This is a genomic window from Bradyrhizobium sp. WSM1743 (assembly GCF_000473065.1).
GTDB lineage: Bacteria > Pseudomonadota > Alphaproteobacteria > Rhizobiales > Xanthobacteraceae > Bradyrhizobium.
In genome coordinates this window covers 12739-28518 of the sequence record NZ_AXAZ01000051.1, presented here as the reverse complement: position 1 = coordinate 28518, position 15780 = coordinate 12739, and the positions used below count along the sequence as shown (strand labels likewise).

Annotated in this window: 16 protein-coding genes and 1 tRNA gene; 12 read left to right on the top strand and 5 right to left on the bottom strand. The window is 65.1% G+C overall.

Going from position 1 to position 15780, the window contains the following annotated elements; genetic code table 11:
* Positions 1-11 precede the first annotated feature (11 nt).
* Together YU9_RS0126290 and YU9_RS0126285 are read right to left on the bottom strand one after the other, a co-directional pair.
* Positions 12-88: transfer RNA gene (locus YU9_RS0126290), tRNA-Arg, on the bottom strand.
* Positions 89-381: 293 nt separating this feature from the next.
* Positions 382-1881 carry a HAMP domain-containing sensor histidine kinase gene (locus tag YU9_RS0126285; protein WP_027575480.1) on the bottom strand — a complete coding sequence of 500 codons (1500 nt, stop codon included), beginning with the start codon at positions 1879-1881 and terminating at the stop codon, positions 382-384.
* A 349-nt stretch (positions 1882-2230) separates the two neighbouring features.
* On the opposite strand from YU9_RS0126285, the gene rpmH reads away from it, so the two are divergent.
* From rpmH to dapE, 11 genes are all read left to right on the top strand, one after another.
* Entirely contained in the window at positions 2231-2365 is a 135-nt protein-coding gene (gene rpmH, locus YU9_RS0126280; RefSeq protein ID WP_008542748.1) for a 50S ribosomal protein L34, read from the top strand.
* 27 nt (positions 2366-2392) lie between these two features.
* Positions 2393-2779, top strand: coding sequence for a ribonuclease P protein component (gene rnpA, locus YU9_RS0126275; protein ID WP_027575479.1), 387 nt, complete (start codon positions 2393-2395; stop codon positions 2777-2779).
* A 16-nt stretch (positions 2780-2795) separates the two neighbouring features.
* A complete protein-coding gene (gene yidC, locus YU9_RS0126270; RefSeq protein ID WP_027575478.1) occupies positions 2796-4649 on the top strand; it encodes a membrane protein insertase YidC in 1854 nt (617 codons plus the stop codon).
* 113 nt (positions 4650-4762) lie between these two features.
* Positions 4763-5416, top strand: coding sequence for a ribosome biogenesis GTP-binding protein YihA/YsxC (gene yihA, locus YU9_RS0126265; RefSeq protein ID WP_027575477.1), 654 nt, complete (start codon positions 4763-4765; stop codon positions 5414-5416).
* On the top strand, positions 5416-5781 hold the full coding sequence (locus YU9_RS0126260) for a DUF423 domain-containing protein (RefSeq protein WP_027575476.1): 366 nt from the start codon (positions 5416-5418) through the stop codon (positions 5779-5781). Before yihA ends, YU9_RS0126260 begins: the two co-directional genes overlap by 1 nt.
* Before the next feature lie 251 nt (positions 5782-6032).
* Positions 6033-6920 (top strand): acetylglutamate kinase, encoded by an 888-nt coding sequence (gene argB / locus YU9_RS0126255; RefSeq protein WP_027575475.1) that lies wholly within the window; start codon positions 6033-6035, stop codon positions 6918-6920.
* Between the two features lie 191 nt (positions 6921-7111).
* A complete protein-coding gene (locus YU9_RS0126250) occupies positions 7112-8098 on the top strand; it encodes a DUF1036 domain-containing protein (protein ID WP_027575474.1) in 987 nt (328 codons plus the stop codon).
* 14 nt (positions 8099-8112) lie between these two features.
* A complete protein-coding gene (locus tag YU9_RS0126245) occupies positions 8113-8805 on the top strand; it encodes a pyrimidine 5'-nucleotidase (protein ID WP_027575473.1) in 693 nt (230 codons plus the stop codon).
* A gap of 247 nt (positions 8806-9052) precedes the next feature.
* Complete coding sequence (dapD, locus tag YU9_RS0126240; RefSeq protein ID WP_027575472.1) at positions 9053-9898, top strand: 2,3,4,5-tetrahydropyridine-2,6-dicarboxylate N-succinyltransferase; 846 nt, start codon at positions 9053-9055, stop codon at positions 9896-9898.
* A 271-nt stretch (positions 9899-10169) separates the two neighbouring features.
* Positions 10170-10763 carry a DUF805 domain-containing protein gene (locus YU9_RS42510; protein ID WP_051380513.1) on the top strand — a complete coding sequence of 198 codons (594 nt, stop codon included), beginning with the start codon at positions 10170-10172 and terminating at the stop codon, positions 10761-10763.
* Complete coding sequence (gene dapE / locus YU9_RS0126230; RefSeq protein ID WP_027575471.1) at positions 10760-11926, top strand: succinyl-diaminopimelate desuccinylase; 1167 nt, start codon at positions 10760-10762, stop codon at positions 11924-11926. The genes YU9_RS42510 and dapE overlap by 4 nt, the downstream gene beginning before the upstream one ends.
* Positions 11927-12099: 173 nt before the next feature.
* Here the strand turns inward: dapE and truA are convergent, their stop codons facing one another.
* The 3 genes from truA to def form a co-directional block, all read right to left on the bottom strand.
* Positions 12100-12837 carry a tRNA pseudouridine(38-40) synthase TruA gene (gene truA / locus YU9_RS0126225; protein WP_027575470.1) on the bottom strand — a complete coding sequence of 246 codons (738 nt, stop codon included), beginning with the start codon at positions 12835-12837 and terminating at the stop codon, positions 12100-12102.
* Positions 12837-13760 carry a methionyl-tRNA formyltransferase gene (fmt, locus tag YU9_RS0126220; RefSeq protein WP_027575469.1) on the bottom strand — a complete coding sequence of 308 codons (924 nt, stop codon included), beginning with the start codon at positions 13758-13760 and terminating at the stop codon, positions 12837-12839. Before fmt ends, truA begins: the two co-directional genes overlap by 1 nt.
* Positions 13761-13883: 123 nt before the next feature.
* Positions 13884-14411 carry a peptide deformylase gene (gene def / locus YU9_RS0126215; protein ID WP_027575468.1) on the bottom strand — a complete coding sequence of 176 codons (528 nt, stop codon included), beginning with the start codon at positions 14409-14411 and terminating at the stop codon, positions 13884-13886.
* 171 nt (positions 14412-14582) lie between these two features.
* Between def and YU9_RS0126210 the strand changes: the two genes are divergently transcribed.
* The gene (locus YU9_RS0126210) at positions 14583-15779 is read left to right on the top strand and encodes a DNA recombination protein RmuC (RefSeq protein WP_027575467.1); all 1197 of its coding nucleotides are present in this window, start codon (positions 14583-14585) and stop codon (positions 15777-15779) included.
* The last annotated feature ends 1 nt before the right edge of the window (position 15780 follow it).

Genomic DNA, 15780 nt, shown 5'->3' with positions numbered 1-15780 from the left:
CCGTCGAAGAATGGCGCGCCCGGAACGATTCGAACGTCCGACCCTCAGATTCGTAGTCTGATGCTCTATCCAGCTGAGCTACGGGCGCGTGCTTCGCAAACAGCGCGGGCGTGGCCCGCGACGCAGCCCCCGGCAGAGCCGGAGGGGGTGCGAAAGAGCGCTCTGACTAACCGCTCTTGCCGGCGTTGGCAAGGTCTGGGATGGCGGTATTTTGGGGCATTTCCGCCTCTCGACCGTCATTCCGGGGCGCGACGAAGGCGCGAGCCCGCAATCCATAACCACCAGTCGGGGTTATGGATTCCGGGCCTGGCCCTTCGGGCCATCCCGGAATGACGGAAGTCATGGAGATCGCCCCGGTCGTTCATTCGGCCCCTGGCCGACTTACGCCCTGGCCCGCTCGTTACGGATGGAAAGCAGTTCCACGGGACGGTCGGGAATGACGATGCGGAAGGTGGCGCCAATGGTGCCTTCGACCAGGTGGATGTCGCCGCCATGGGCGCGGACCAGCTCGGCGGCGATGGCAAGGCCAAGGCCGCTGCCGCCGGGGCGGCCGGAGGTCTGGAAGGCCTCGAACAGGTGCTCCCGGGTCTTCTGGGGGACGCCGGGGCCGGTGTCGGAGACCTCGATAATGGCGACGGCGCCTTCGCGCTTCCCGGTGATCCGGATCTGCTGCACGCGGCCCTCACCCGACGCGTGGCTTTCGAGCGCCTGGGCGGCGTTGCGCACGAGGTTGAGCAATACGCGGAACAGCTGGTCGGGATCGGCATCGACCGCGAGCCCGCGCTCGATCGCAGCGACCCAGGCGATCGAGGCATCGTTGGTGAGGCCTGCGGTCTCGCGCACCTCCATCACCACGGGCTCGATCAGGATCATGCGGCGGTCGGGCGCGGCTTCCTGGGCACGGCCATAGGATAATGTCGACTGGCAGAAGGCGATGGCGCGTTCGAGGGAGCGCACGAGCTTGGGCGCAAAGCGCTGCACCCGCGGATCTGGCACGCTGGCGAGCTGGTCCGACAGAAGCTGGGCGGAGGCCAGCAGATTGCGCAGATCGTGATTGATCTTGGAGACGGCAAGGCCAAGGGCGGCGAGCCGGCTCTTCTGATGCAGCATCGACATCAGATCGCGCTGCATGTCCGACAATTCGCGCTCGGCCACCCCGATCTCGTCGCTGCGCTGGCTCGGCACGATGATCCCGGCCGAACTCTCGGGGTTCTCGTGGAAGCCGACCAGGCTCGCGGTCAGCCGCCGCATCGGCCGCACGAAGAGATAGTGGAGCGCGAGATAGACGAGGCCCGCGGTCAGCACCGCGATGATCAGCGCGACCACCACGACGTTGCGGGAGAAGCGGTACATCTGCTGCCGCAGCGGCAGCTCGTCGGTGACGATCTCGATGAACTGGGCATTGCCGACCCCGGGACCGACGATGCGGATGGCCTGGTTGCCGGTCTCCAGCATCATCCGGAACGAGCCGGTGATCGCCTCCCAGGCGGTCATGTCGCGCAGGTCGAGGTCATGCTCGATGGCAGCCGGAATGTTGTCGCTGGCGAGCAGCCGGCGCTGCTGGCCCATCTTGATGGCGACGGCGCGGGCATTGATGCTTTTCAGGATCTGGCGCGACAGCGAATCGGGCACCATGCCGAGCGGCGCCGCATCCAGCACCAGCGCGGCGGTGTTGGCCGCCGCAACGCGGTCGTTCAGCCGGTTGACCCAGAAATTGGCGATGGCGGGCACGTAGAGCAGCACGGCGGCAATCATCACCAGGGGAATGGTGAGCAGCAGCAGCTTGCCAGACAGCCCGAGCCCGCGCGACCCGCGGGGCCGCATCGCCGGCTGGTCCGGCTGATCCAGATCCTGGATCGGCTGGCGATCTGTGGGTGCCACGAAATTCGCCCCTGTTGGCCTTGGCTGATGCAGGATGCGACCCGCCCGGAGTCCGGTCAAATTACGGATCGCTAATCTACCGATGTGGGATGTAGGCGCTGATGTCGCGAGTCGCCACCTCAAGGGTTAAAAACCCCGCACAAACAGCGATATTCACGAAAATCGCGCGCTTGTGCGGCGTTGACGAAAAGAAGGCGCTCCCTTATAAGCCGCGCGAATTGTCCGCGATGACCCGGTGCGACACCGGGAGCGGCTCTCTTGGGGCCGGAAAGGGCCCGTTTTGGGCCGCATCTTCCGGACTTTACCATCAATTCTACAGGCAAATTGCCCGGTCAGCGGAGAAAAACCCGTGAAGCGGACTTATCAACCCAGCAAACTGGTGCGCAAGCGCCGTCACGGCTTCCGCGCCCGCCTCGCCACTGCCGGCGGCCGCAAGGTTCTCGCCGCCCGCCGCGCCCGCGGCCGCAAGCGTCTGAGCGCCTGAGCCGGACCCCCTTTTTGGGATTTCATCATGGATCGGCTGAGGCAGCGGGCGGATTTCCTCGCCGTTGCCAATGGCGCGCGGGTGAATAGTCCCGCGTTCGTCCTGCAAAGCCGCCGCCGCGACGATTCCGGCCCGATCCGGATCGGCTTCACCGTCACCAAAAAGAACGGCAACGCCCCCGAGCGCAATCGTATCCGGCGCCGGCTTCGCGAACTGGTGAAGCGGCTCGATCCGGTGTCGATGCAGCCCCATCATGATTATGTGCTGGTCGGACGAAGGGACGCGCTCTCGCGCGACTTTGCCACCATGCTCGACGATCTGCGCATAGCGCTCACGAAGCCCGCGCGGCATACGCCCAAAGCGCGCGGCCAGAGGCCAGGTCACGCCGCAGCGACCAGCCGCAAACCGGATTGATGACGAGACATTCGAGATGACCGACAATCGCAATACCATCCTCGCCGTCATTCTGTCCGGCCTGGTGCTGATCGCCTGGCAGTATTTCTACAACGTGCCGCAGATGGAGAAGCAGCGCGCGCTTCAGCAGTCACAGGCCGAGCTGCATAAGGGCACGCCGCAGCCGACGGCGTCCGCGACTCCGGGCGCGCCCCCGCAGGCCGGCGGCGCGGTTCAGCCATCAACGCCGGCCGCCAGCCAACAGGCCCAGGCGGTCGTTCCTCGCGCCAGCGCGATTGCAGCGAGCCCGCGCGTCAAGATCGACACGCCGCGGATTGCCGGCAGCATCTCGCTGAAGGGCGGCCGCATCGACGACATCGCCCTGGTGCAATTCCGCGAAACGGTCGACCCGAAGTCGCCGCCGATCATCCTCTATTCGCCCTCGGGCACGGCCGAGCCCTATTACGCCGAATTCGGCTGGGTGGCGGCCACGGGCGTGACGGCGAAGATGCCTGACGCCCAGACCGTCTGGCAGCAGGACGGCAGCGGCAGCCTGACGCCGACGACGCCGGTGGTGCTGAAATGGGACAATGGCGAGGGCCTCACCTTCCGCCGCACCATTGCGGTCGACGACCATTATCTCTTCACCATCAAGGACGAGGTGAGCAATGTCGGCAACGCGCCTGTCACGCTCTACCCGTTCGCGCTGATCTCGCGCCACGGCGCGCCGCAGGTCTCGGGGTACTACATCCTGCATGAAGGCCTGATCGGCTATCTCGGCGATCAGGGCTTGCAGGAATACGCCTACAAGAAGGTCGACGAAGCCAAGCAGGTGAACTTCAACAACATCACCAACGGCTGGCTCGGCATCACCGACAAGTACTGGGCCTCGGCGCTGCTGCCCGACACCAATGCCAAGCTGCAGGCGCGCTTCTCCTCGAACCCATCAGGCAATCTCCACACCTACCAGACCGACTATCTGCTCGATCCCGTCACCGTCGCGATCGGCGGCACCGCGACCGCGAATGCGCGGCTGTTCGCCGGCGCCAAGGAAGCCGGCGTCGTCGGAGTGTTTCCGTTCGCCGGCCTCGGCGGCTACAATAAGGAGCTCGGCCTCAACCATTTCGATCTGCTGATCGACTGGGGCTGGTTCTACTTCATCACCAAGCCGATGTTCCTCGGCCTCGACTTCTTCTTCCGTTTCTTCGGCAATTTCGGCATCTCGATCCTGCTCGTGACCGTGATCGTGAAGCTTCTGTTCTTCCCGCTGGCGAATAAGTCCTACGCCTCGATGGCGAAGATGAAGTCGATCCAGCCGCAGCTTCAGGCGCTGAAGGAGCGCTATCCCGACGACAAGGTGAAGCAGCAGCAGGAGATGATGGAGATCTACCGCAAGGAGAAGATCAATCCGGTTGCCGGCTGTCTTCCCGTGGTGATCCAGATCCCGGTGTTCTTCTCGCTCTACAAGGTGCTGTTCGTCACCATCGAAATGCGGCACGCGCCGTTCTACGGCTGGATCAAGGACCTCTCGGCGCCGGATCCGACCAATCTGTTCAACCTGTTCGGGCTGATCCCGTTCGATCCGACCACGATCCCGGTGTTCGGCCACTACCTCGCGCTCGGCATCTGGCCGATCATCATGGGCATCACGATGTGGTTCCAGATGAAGCTGAACCCGACGCCGCCGGATCCGACGCAGCAGATCATCTTCAACTGGATGCCGCTGATCTTCACCTTCATGCTGGCGGGCTTCCCGGCGGGTCTCGTGATCTACTGGGCCTGGAACAACCTGCTCTCGGTTGTCCAGCAGAGCTACATCATGCGCCGCAACGGCGTGAAGGTGGAGCTGTTCGACAATCTCAAGGCGACGTTCGCGAGGAAGGCGACGTAGCTCTCTCACACTCAGTCATTCCGGGATGGTGCGAAGCACCAGACCCGGAATCTCGAGATTCCGGGTTCGATGCTGCGCATCGCCCCGGAATGACAGAAGGCAAAGAGCTTCGCATGACCGACGACAAAGATGCGAAGCTGATCGAGGCCGGGCGAAAACTGTTCGCCCGCGACTGGCAGTTCATCTGGGCCTCGCCTTCGATCGAAACGCTGCCGCCGATGGCGGGGCTGGAGATCGCCTTTGCCGGCCGCTCCAATGTCGGCAAGTCCAGCCTGATCAACGCGCTCACCGGCCGCAACAACCTCGCGCGCACCTCGCATACGCCGGGCCGCACCCAGGAGCTGATCTTCTTCGAGGTCCCCGGGAAGAGCGACCTGCGCCTCGTCGACATGCCCGGCTACGGCTATGCCAAGGCGCCCAAGAGCCAGGTCGCGTCCTGGACCGAGCTGATCCACAAATTCCTGCTGGGGCGCGCCAGCCTCGCGCGCGTCTACGTGCTGATCGATGCGCGGCACGGAATCAAGGACGTCGATCTCGACGTGCTCAAGACGCTCGACCGCTCCGCCGTCAGCTACCAGGTCGTGCTGACCAAGGCCGACCAGGTCAAGGCCGCCGAGCTGCAAGCGCGCATCGCCGAGACCGAGGCCGCGCTGGCCAAGCATCCGGCCGCGTTCCCGACCGTGCTCGCGACCTCGTCGCGCAGCTCGACCGGCATGGAGAGCTTGCGCGCCGCGATGGCGAAGCTCTTGGAAGAGCGGGCCTCGTGATGCCTACGCATCGCCTGTTGCTTGGGTTTGCCGGTTTGATGGGCGCCGCCGGCGTCGCGCTGGCCGCCGCCTCCGCCCATGGCGCCGACGCCAGCCGGCTGGCCTCGGCGAGCGCCATGCTGCTGTTTCATGCAACGGCCATACTTGCGACCGTCGCCTTGCTCGCGCGCGGCCTTCTGCACGGCGGAATTGGACTCGTGGCGGCGTTCGGCTTCGTGATCGGTGCCGGGCTGTTCGCGGGCGACCTCACCTTGCGGCAATATGCCGGGCACTCGCTGTTTCCGATGGCGGCGCCGACCGGCGGGACGGTGATGATCGCGAGCTGGCTGGCGGTGACGCTGGCGGCGGTGGTGGTGCGGAAGTGACGCTCGACCTTACCCTCCCCTGGAGGGGGAGGGTCGCTACGCATGCAGCGAAGCGAAATGCGTAGCGGGGTGGGGTGACAGTCCCTCCACAGAAGCAGTGCCCGCGTGGAGAGATCACCCCACCCCGCTCGCGCTGCGCGCGATCGACCCTCCCCCTCCAGGGGAGGGTAAGAGCCAACACCCACTTTGCGCACCGCCTTCCAATCAGATAGAACGCAGGCCGCGTTAGACCCGCCAGCGAGATCCGCGACATGACCGACATCTCCCCGCTCGACCAGGCCCGCATCCTGTCCGAAGCGCTGCCGCACATGCAGCAGTATGACGAGGAAACCATCGTCATCAAATATGGCGGCCATGCCATGGGCGACGAGGAGACTGCGAAGAACTTTGCCCGCGACATCGTGCTGCTCGAGCAGACCGCGATCAATCCGGTCGTGGTGCATGGCGGCGGGCCGCAGATCGCGACCATGCTCAAGCGTCTCGGCATCGTCTCGGAATTCGCCGCCGGCCTGCGCATCACAGACTCCGCGACCATCGAGATCGTCGAGATGGTGCTGGCCGGCTCGGTCAACAAGCAGATCGTCGGCTACATCAACGAAGCCGGTGGCAAGGCCGTCGGCCTCTCCGGGAAGGACGGCAACATGGTGAAGGCGTCGAAGACGACGCGCACCATCATCGATCCGGACTCGCATATCGAGAAAGCGGTCGATCTCGGCTTCGTCGGCGACCCCGAGAAGGTCGACCTGACGCTGCTCAACCAGCTGATCGGCTACGAGCTGATCCCGGTGCTGGCACCGCTCGCGACCTCGCATGACGGCCAGACGCTGAACATCAACGCCGACACCTTTGCCGGCGCGGTCGCCGGTGCGCTGAAGGCCAAGCGCCTGTTGCTGCTCACCGACGTGCCGGGTGTGCTCGACAAGTCCAAGAAGCTCATTCCGGAACTGTCGATCAAGGACGCGCGCAAGCTGATCGCCGACGGCACCATCTCCGGCGGCATGATCCCGAAGGTCGAGACCTGCATCTACGCGCTCGAACAGGGCGTGCAGGGCGTCGTCATCATCGACGGCAAGATGCAGCACGCGGTGCTGCTCGAGCTCTTCACCAACCAGGGCACGGGCACGCTGATCCATAAGTGATGCGCGAGAACACGAGAGACGCCGTCATGGCCGGGCTTGTCCCGGCCATCCACGCGTCTCGTCTTGCACAGTCACTCCGGAGCGCTCGAAGGGCGAATCCGGAGTCTCGAGATTCCGGGTCTGGTCCTTCGGACCATCCCGGAATGACGGGATCGAGACCGCATCGCCGCTCCGCCTTGACGCGCCTCCTCATGACGCTGCCGGCTGCGATCGTCTCGTTCCTCTTCTCCTCCGCGCCGGCCTTTGCCGACCTCAAGATCTGCAACCGCATGTCCTATGTCGTCGAGGCCGCGATCGGCATCGACGACAAGGCGGCCACCGCGACGCGCGGCTGGTTCAGGATCGATCCCGCCGCCTGCCGCGTGGTGGTGCAGGGCACGCTGACCGCCGACCGCATCCTGCTCAACGCCCGTGCGCTCGGCGTCTACGGCGCTTCTCCAATCCCGCAAAGCGGCAGCGACATGCTCTGCGTGGCGCAAGACAATTTCGTCATCGCCGCGGCGCGGCAGTGCCGCAGCGGCCAGACGCAAGTCCCGTTCACGCAAGTGACGCCGACGCAAGGCGCGGACGGCAACCTCGTTGCCTATCTCGCCGAGGATTCCGAATATGACGACGAGCAGGCGCGCCTCGCCGGAATCCAGCGGCTGCTGGTGATCGCAGGCTACGACGCAGCGCCAATCGATGGCGTCGACGGGCCGAAGACGCAAGCCGCCCTTGCCGCATTCCTGAAGAGCCGCGGCTTGTCTCAGGACATCGTGGGCTCACAGAACTTCTTCAAGACCATGGTTGATGCCGTGCAGACGCCGTCTGCGACCGGGCTGACCTGGTGCAACGACACGCCGCACAAGGTGATGGCGGCGATCGCGACCGACGACGGCAAGGCCGTGACGAGCCGCGGCTGGTACCGCATCGATCCCAAGACCTGCCTGCACCCCGACGTGACCGGCCAGCCGAAGCAGATCTTCAGCTTCGCGGAAGCGGTCGACGCCGACAACCGCGTCGTCAAGCTGAAGGACCGGCCGCTGAACTGGGGCGGCGACAGGCAGCTCTGCACCCGCGAGACCAAGTTCGAGACCAGTGAGCAGACCGATTGCGGCGCGCGCGGATTTGCGCCAACGGGCTTTGGCGCCGTGGACATGTCGAGCGGCGGCAAGACGCTGCGCTTTGCGGTGCCGTGAGCGAGAGAGTTGTGATGAAATCCCCCCGCACCTTCGCGCATGTCGACACCTGGGTGTTCGATCTCGACAACACGCTTTATCCGCATCACGTCAATCTGTGGCAGCAGGTCGATGCGCGGATCGGGGAGTTCGTTTGCAACTGGCTGAACGTGACGCCCGCCGAAGCGCGCAACATCCAGAAGGACTATTACCGGCGGTTTGGCACCACCATGCGCGGCATGATGACCCTGCATGGCGTCCGCGCCGACGACTATCTCGCCTATGTGCACAAGATCGACCATTCACCGCTGGAGCCAAACCCGGCGCTCGGTGCAGCCATTGCAAGACTGCCGGGGCGAAAACTGATCCTGACCAACGGCTCGGTCGACCATGTCGATGCGGTGCTGGCGCGGCTCGGCTTCGCCAGCCATTTCGACGGCGTGTTCGACATCATCGCCGCCGAATTCGAGCCGAAGCCGGCGCCGCAGACCTACCAAAAATTCCTAAAGGATCACGCTGTCGATCCGACCCGCGCCGCGATGTTCGAGGACCTCGCCCGCAACCTCACCGTCCCGCATGAGCTTGGCATGACGACCGTGCTTGTGGTGCCTGATGGGACCAAGGAGGTGGTGCGCGAGGATTGGGAGCTGGAGGGCCGGGACGCGGCCCATGTCGACTATGTCACGGATGATCTGACGGGGTTTTTGGGCAGGCTGTCACCACAATAACTGCCGTCGTCCCGGGCAAGCGTAAGCGCAGACCCGGGACCCATAACCACAGGGAGTGGTTGTCGCGCGAGCTTGGCAAACTCCGAGTCTTCGCCGAACTCCCCCCTGTGGTTATCGGTCCCGGATCGGCGCGCGCTTCAGGCGCGCTTGTCCGGGACGACGGGACAGTATGCCTTGACTCCACCCCGCCAAATCCCGAAAAAGCCCACCAATCCATCAAAATTCCCGCTCCCCAGAGGAAGTCCCGATGTCCCTTGCAGCCCTCGAATCCACCATCAACAGCGCCTTCGAGGCGCGCGACGGCATCTCGACCACCACCAAGGGCGAGGTGCGCGAGGCCGTGGACCAGGCGCTGGAGACCCTGGACAAGGGCGAGGCGCGCGTTGCCGAGCGCGGCGCTGACGGCAAGTGGAAGGTCAATCAGTGGCTGAAGAAGGCCGTGCTGCTGTCGTTTCGCCTCAACGACATGGACGTCATTGGCGGCGGCCCCGGCAAGGCAAGCTGGTGGGACAAGGTGCCCTCGAAGTTCGAAGGCTGGGGCCCGAACCGCTTTCGCGATGCCGGTTTTCGCGCGGTGCCGGGCGCGGTGGTCCGCCGCTCGGCCTTCATCGCCAAGAACGTCGTCTTGATGCCGTCCTTCGTCAATCTCGGCGCCTATGTCGATGAGAGCACCATGGTCGACACCTGGGCCACCGTCGGCTCCTGCGCCCAGATCGGCAAGCGCGTGCACATCTCCGGCGGCGCCGGCATCGGCGGCGTGCTCGAGCCGCTGCAGGCCGAGCCCGTCATCATCGAGGACGACTGCTTCATCGGCGCGCGCTCCGAGGTGGCCGAAGGCGTGATCGTGCGCAAGGGCGCGGTGCTGGCGATGGGCGTGTTTTTGGGTGCCTCGACCAAGATCGTCGACCGCGAGACCGGCGAGGTCTTCATGGGCGAAGTGCCCGAATATTCGGTGGTGGTGCCCGGCGCGCTGCCCGGCAAGCCGATGAAGAACGGCCAGATCGGCCCGAGCACCGCCTGCGCCGTAATCGTCAAGCGCGTCGACGAGCGCACGCGCTCCAAGACCAGCATCAACGAGCTGCTGCGGGATTGAGTTCGCGCCGCGAACCCAGACCTATCCCCGTCACCCTGAGGTGGCCGCTTCTTCAGCGGCCCTCGAAGGGCGATGGCCCGGCTGGCAGCTGCATCTCGGCCGTTCATCCTTCGAGGCTCCCGGCGCGATGCTTCGCATCGCGCCACTCGCGCCTCCAGCGACAACGGCTTCGCCGTTGCGCGGGGATGAAGGGTCTTAGAGGCCCGTCGAACCCATCCTCCCACCATCGCGACCAATTTCCGGGCGGCTTCTTCCGCCCGGAGCCGCTCGCATGGACTGGACCTGGTACCTCTTCCGTTTCGACGGCCGCATCAACCGCGCCAAATATTGGCTGGCCGGGCTGATCATCGTCTGCTGGATGATCTTCATGGCCGCACTCGTGGCGGCGTTCGGCCCCCGCTCGTTCGCATTTTCGGTCAGCGACATCTTCAAGATCGTCGATCCCGACTCCTATCGAGGGGTATCGCGCGCCGATCTCCCGCTGATCTTGGCCAAGCTGATCGGCACGGCGCTGTTCACGTGGGTGTTCGCCGCGACCTCTGTCAAACGGCTCCATGACCGCGACAAGAGCGCCTGGTGGGTGCTGCCCTTCTTCGTCGTGCCCGGCCTGATCAATCAGTTCATCGACCGGATCAGCAACGATCATGTCGGCTTCATGCTCGCGCTGATCTCGTTCGTCCTCGCGACCTGGGGCGGGATCGAGCTGCTGTTCTTCCGCGGCTCGAAGAAGACCAACCGTTTCGGCGCCGATCCGCTTCACGTCTCGCCGGCAGGAAAGCCCGGTTGGGATCAGCAACGTGAGCTCGAAATGCCCGCGCAGAAGGCTGGCCCACCGCCGCAATGGCGTGTTAAGCCGGAAGCATGACCGATGCTCTCTCCATTGCCCGCGATCTGATCCGTTGCCCCTCAGTGACCCCGGCCGATGCCGGCGCGCTCGGGGTGCTTGAGAAAGCCCTGACCGCAGCAGGCTTCACCTGCCACCGCGTGACCTTCAGCGAGTCGGGCACCGCCGACGTCGACAACCTCTATGCGCGGATCGGCACGGAAGGGCCGCACATCACCTTTGCCGGGCACACCGACGTGGTGCCGCCGGGCGACGAGAGCGCCTGGAGCGTCGGCGCGTTCTCGGGCGAGGTGAAGGACGGCGTCCTGCACGGCCGCGGCGCGGTCGACATGAAGGGCGGCATCGCCTGCTCGGTCGCTGCGGTGCTGGAGCATCTCGCCGCCAATGGCGGCAAGCCGCGCAGCGACGGCAAAGGTTCGATCTCGTTCCTGATCACGGGCGACGAGGAAGACGTCTCCGTCAACGGCACGATCAAGCTGCTCAAATGGGTCGCCGAGCGCGGCGAAAAATTTGATCATTGCGTGCTCGGCGAGCCTTCCAATGTCGAGACGCTCGGCGACACCATCAAGGTCGGCCGCCGCGGCTCGCAATCCGGCACGCTTTACGTGGACGGCGTGCAGGGCCATGTCGCTTATCCGCATCGGACGTCCAACCCGGTGCCTGACATCGCGCGGCTGATCGTGGCGATCTCCGACGAGCCGCTGGACCACGGCAGCGCCCAGTTCCAGGCCTCCAATCTCGAATTCGTCTCGGTCGATGTCGGCAATAAGGCCTTCAACGTCATCCCCGGCGAAGCCCGCGCAAAATTCAACATCCGTTACAACGACAACCACACCCAGGCATCCTTGCGCGAATTGGTGGAGACGCGCCTCGCCAAAGCCTGTGGCAACCGCATCAAGGCCCGCATCGTCTGGGAGCCCTCGAACTCCAACGTGTTTGTCACAAAACCCGGCCCGTTCACCGATCTTGCGGTCTCCGCGATCGAGGAAGTGACGGGCCGCAAGCCGGAGCTGTCGACCTCGGGCGGCACGTCGGATGCGCGCTTCATCTCCAGCTATTGTCCGGTGATCGAGTTCGGCCTGGTGGGCCAGACCATGCATCAGGTCGACGAGCGCGTGCCGGTGACGGATTTGGAGAAGCTGACGAAGGTGTATCGGGGGATTTTGCAGAGGTATTTCGGTTAGGCACTGCTGCCGCCTCACATACCGCTGTCATCGCCCGACTTGATCGGGCGATCCAGTATTCCAGAGACGGTAGTGATTGAGTCGAGACGCCGCGGCGTACTGGATGCCCCGGTCAAGCCGGGGCATGACGGCGGTGGGTGTAGCAAGAGCGCACCCTTCACCCTCCGCGCCCCTCAATAATCCACCTTCATCAGGTACAGCCCCTCCGGCGGGGCGACGATGCCGCAGGCGGTGCGGTTGCGGGCCTCCAACGCTGCGGAGAGATCATCGGCGGTCCAGCGCCCTTCGCCGACCCAGACCAGCGAGCCCACCATCGAGCGCACCTGGCTGTGCAGGAACGAGCGTGCCGAGGTGATGACCGTGATCTCGCGGCCGTCGCGCAGCACATCGAGCTGGTCGAGCGTCTTCTCGGGCGACTTGGCCTGGCACTCGGTGTCGCGGAACGTCGTGAAGTCGTGCTTGCCGAGCAGGCGCTGCGCCGCCGCATGCATCGCGTCGGCATCGAGCTTGCGCGGCACGCGCCAGGCGTGGCCGGCGTCCAGCGCGAGATTGGCGCGGGTGTTGATGATGCGGTAGCGATAGTGGCGCTTGACCGCCGAGAAGCGCGCCTCGAACGTATCAGGCACGATCTCGGCCTCGAGCACCGCGATCGGATGCGGGCGCAGATGTGCGTTGAGCCCGTCGCGGAAGCGGCCCGGGGGAAACTGCTTCTCGACGTCGACATGCGCGACCTGGCCACGCGCATGCACGCCGGCATCGGTGCGGCCGGCACCGTGCACCCGCAAATCCGCCCCGGTCATCGCCTTCACGGCCGCCTGCAGCGCGCCTTGCACCGACGGCAGTGTCTCCTGCACCTGCCAGCCGAAGAACGGCGCGCCGTCATATTCGATGGTGAGCTTGTAGCGGGGCATCAAGCGAACCGCATTGGCGGCGTGACGGGCACGCCGCGCAAAAAGTCCGCCGCCTGCATCCGGGCCTTGCCTTCGCGCTGCAGCTCGAGGATCCGGATCGCGCCCTCGCTGCAGGCGATGGTGAGCTGATCGTCGAGCACCTCGCCCGGAATGCCGGAGCCCTTCGCGAGTTCACAGCGCAGGATTTTGACCCGCGCATCGTCAAGCTCGCTCCAGGCGCCGGGGAACGGCGACAAACCGTGGATGTGCCGAAGCACCGCGCGCGCGGGCCTGGTCCAGTCGATCCGCGCCTCGGCCTTCTCGATCTTGGCGGCATAGGTGACGCCGTCGTCGCTCTGCTTTTTGAGCTGGAGCCCGCCGCGTTCGAGCGCGGCCATCGCGCGCACCATCAGATCGGCGCCCAACCGGGACAGGCGATCGTGCAGGTCGAGCGCGGTCATGCTGTCGGTGATCGCGATGCGCTCGGCCATGGCGACGTCGCCGGTGTCGAGGCCGACGTCCATCTTCATCACCATGACGCCGCTCTCGGCATCGCCTGCCATGATCGCACGGTTGATGGGCGCGGCGCCGCGCCAGCGCGGCAGCAGCGAAGCGTGCAGATTGTAGCAGCCGAGCTTTGGTGCATCGAGGATCGCCTGCGGCAGGATCATGCCGTAGGCGACGACGACGGCGGCATCGGCGCCAAAGGCGCGGAACTCTTCCAGCGCCTCCGGCGTCTTCAGCGACTTCGGCGTCAGCACGGAAATGCCGAGTTTTCGCGCAGCTTCCTCGACCGGCGTCGGCTGCAATTGCAGGCCGCGCCGCCCGCCCGGCTTCGGCGCGCGGGTGTAGACAGCCGCGATCTCATGGCCATGCGCGACCAGCTCGAGCAGCGTCGGCACGGAGAAATCGGGCGTGCCCATGAAGATCAGGCGGAGGGGCATCGAAAAAACCTGCGAACAACGCGAATCCACTGACGGTCATTCCGGGGCGGCTCGAAGAGCCGAACCCGGAATCTCGAGATTCCGGGTTCGATGCTTTGCATCGCCCCGGAATGACAGAGAGCCCTACTCCGCCGCGCGCTTGGCGGCTTTCTCGAACTTCTTCATGACGCGGTCGCGCTTGAGCTTCGACAGATAGTCGACGAACAGCACGCCGTTGAGATGGTCGATCTCGTGCTGGATGCAGGTGGCGTAGAGGCCTTCTGCGTCCTCCTCATGCACCTTGCCGTCGAGATCGGTGAAGCGCACGCGCACCTTCGCAGGGCGCTCGACCTCCTCGTAATATTCGGGGATCGAGAGGCAGCCTTCCTCGTAAGTGGAGAGTTCCGCGGAGGAGGCGAGGATTTCAGGATTGATGAAGACGCGCGGCTCGTGCTTGGTCTCGCCGCTCTCGTCGCGCTTGGCGAGGTCCATGGTGATGAGCCGCAGCGGCTGCGCGACCTGGATCGCGGCGAGGCCAATGCCGGGCGCGTCGTACATGGTCTCGAACATGTCGTCGGCAAGCTTGCGGATCTCCGGCGTGACCTTCTCGATCGGCTTGGAGACCAGGCGCAGCTGCTTGTCCGGCAGGATGATGATTTCTCGTAGGGCCATGGCCGCGATTTAAGCCGCGCGCCGGATGTGGTCAATGCGGCCAGGAACCCCGTTAACCCTCCGCTAACCATAAAACTTCGCCTTTCGTTAACCATAAAAGGTAGGGAGTTCTTAACCGCCGACGTTCTCTCTTCGTTCGCGCCAGGCTGCGAATCGGCTAGAAGGGCTGGCATGAACGAGATCATTGTCATGCTCGGCGACTGGCCGGTGCGCACCGTCGATGCGCTGATCGGCTTCGGCGCGCTCGTCCTCATCCTGCTGGTTGTGATTGCGGTCGTGATCGCGCGGTCGGGGCGGCGCGGCGCGGAACTCGCCATGGCGCACGCGATCCGGGCCGACGAGCTTGAGGAGCGCCTTGCCCAAGTGCTTCGCGCCCAGAGCGAGGCCTCAGGGAGGGTCGACGCCATGACCCAGGCGCTCGCCGGCCGCCAGGCCGAGATGGCGCGTGCCGTCAACGAGCGGCTGGATTCGGTCACCCACCGCGTCGGCCAGTCCATGGAACATTCGACCCGCAACACCATGGAGAGCCTGCGCGCGCTGCACGAGCGGCTCGGCATCATCGACAGCGCGCACAAGAACCTCACCGACCTCACCACCCAGGTGACCACCTTGCGCGACGTGCTCGCCAACAAGCAGTCGCGCGGCGCCTTTGGACAAGCGCGGATGGAGGCGATCGTCCAGGACGGTCTTCCGAAAGGCTCGTACGAGTTCCAGTTCACGCTCTCGACCGGCAAGCGGCCGGACTGCGTCGTGTTCCTGCCCGACCAGCGCCCGCTCTGCATCGACGCCAAATTCCCGCTGGAGGCGATGACGGCGCTGCACGACGCCCGCACCGACGAGGAGCGGCGCGCCGCCACACAGCGGCTGCGCGGCGACGTGATGAAGCATGTCAGCGACATCGCCGAAAAATACCTCGTCACCGGCGAGACCCAGGAGATGGCACTGATGTTCGTGCCGTCGGAGTCGGTCTATGCCGAGATCCATGACGGCTTCGACGACGTGATCCAGAAGGCCTATCGCGCCCGCGTCGTGCTGGTGTCGCCCTCGCTTTTGATGCTCGCGATCCAGGTGATGCAGCAGATCATGAAGGACGCGCGCATGCGCGATGCCGCCGACCAGATCCGCACCGAGGTGATCAAGCTCGGCGACGACCTCGGCCGCCTGCGCGACCGCGTGCTGAAGCTGCAAAAGCATTTTGCCGACGTGAACGAGGACGTCCGCCAGGTGCTGATCTCCGCCGACAAGATCGAAAAGCGCGCAGGACGGATCGAGGAACTCGATTTCAGCAAGAGCGACGCGGAGGGCCCGCGCCTGGTGGCGACGGGCGCGGGAGAGCTGTTTCCGAGGAAGCTCCAGGCGGGGGAGTAGG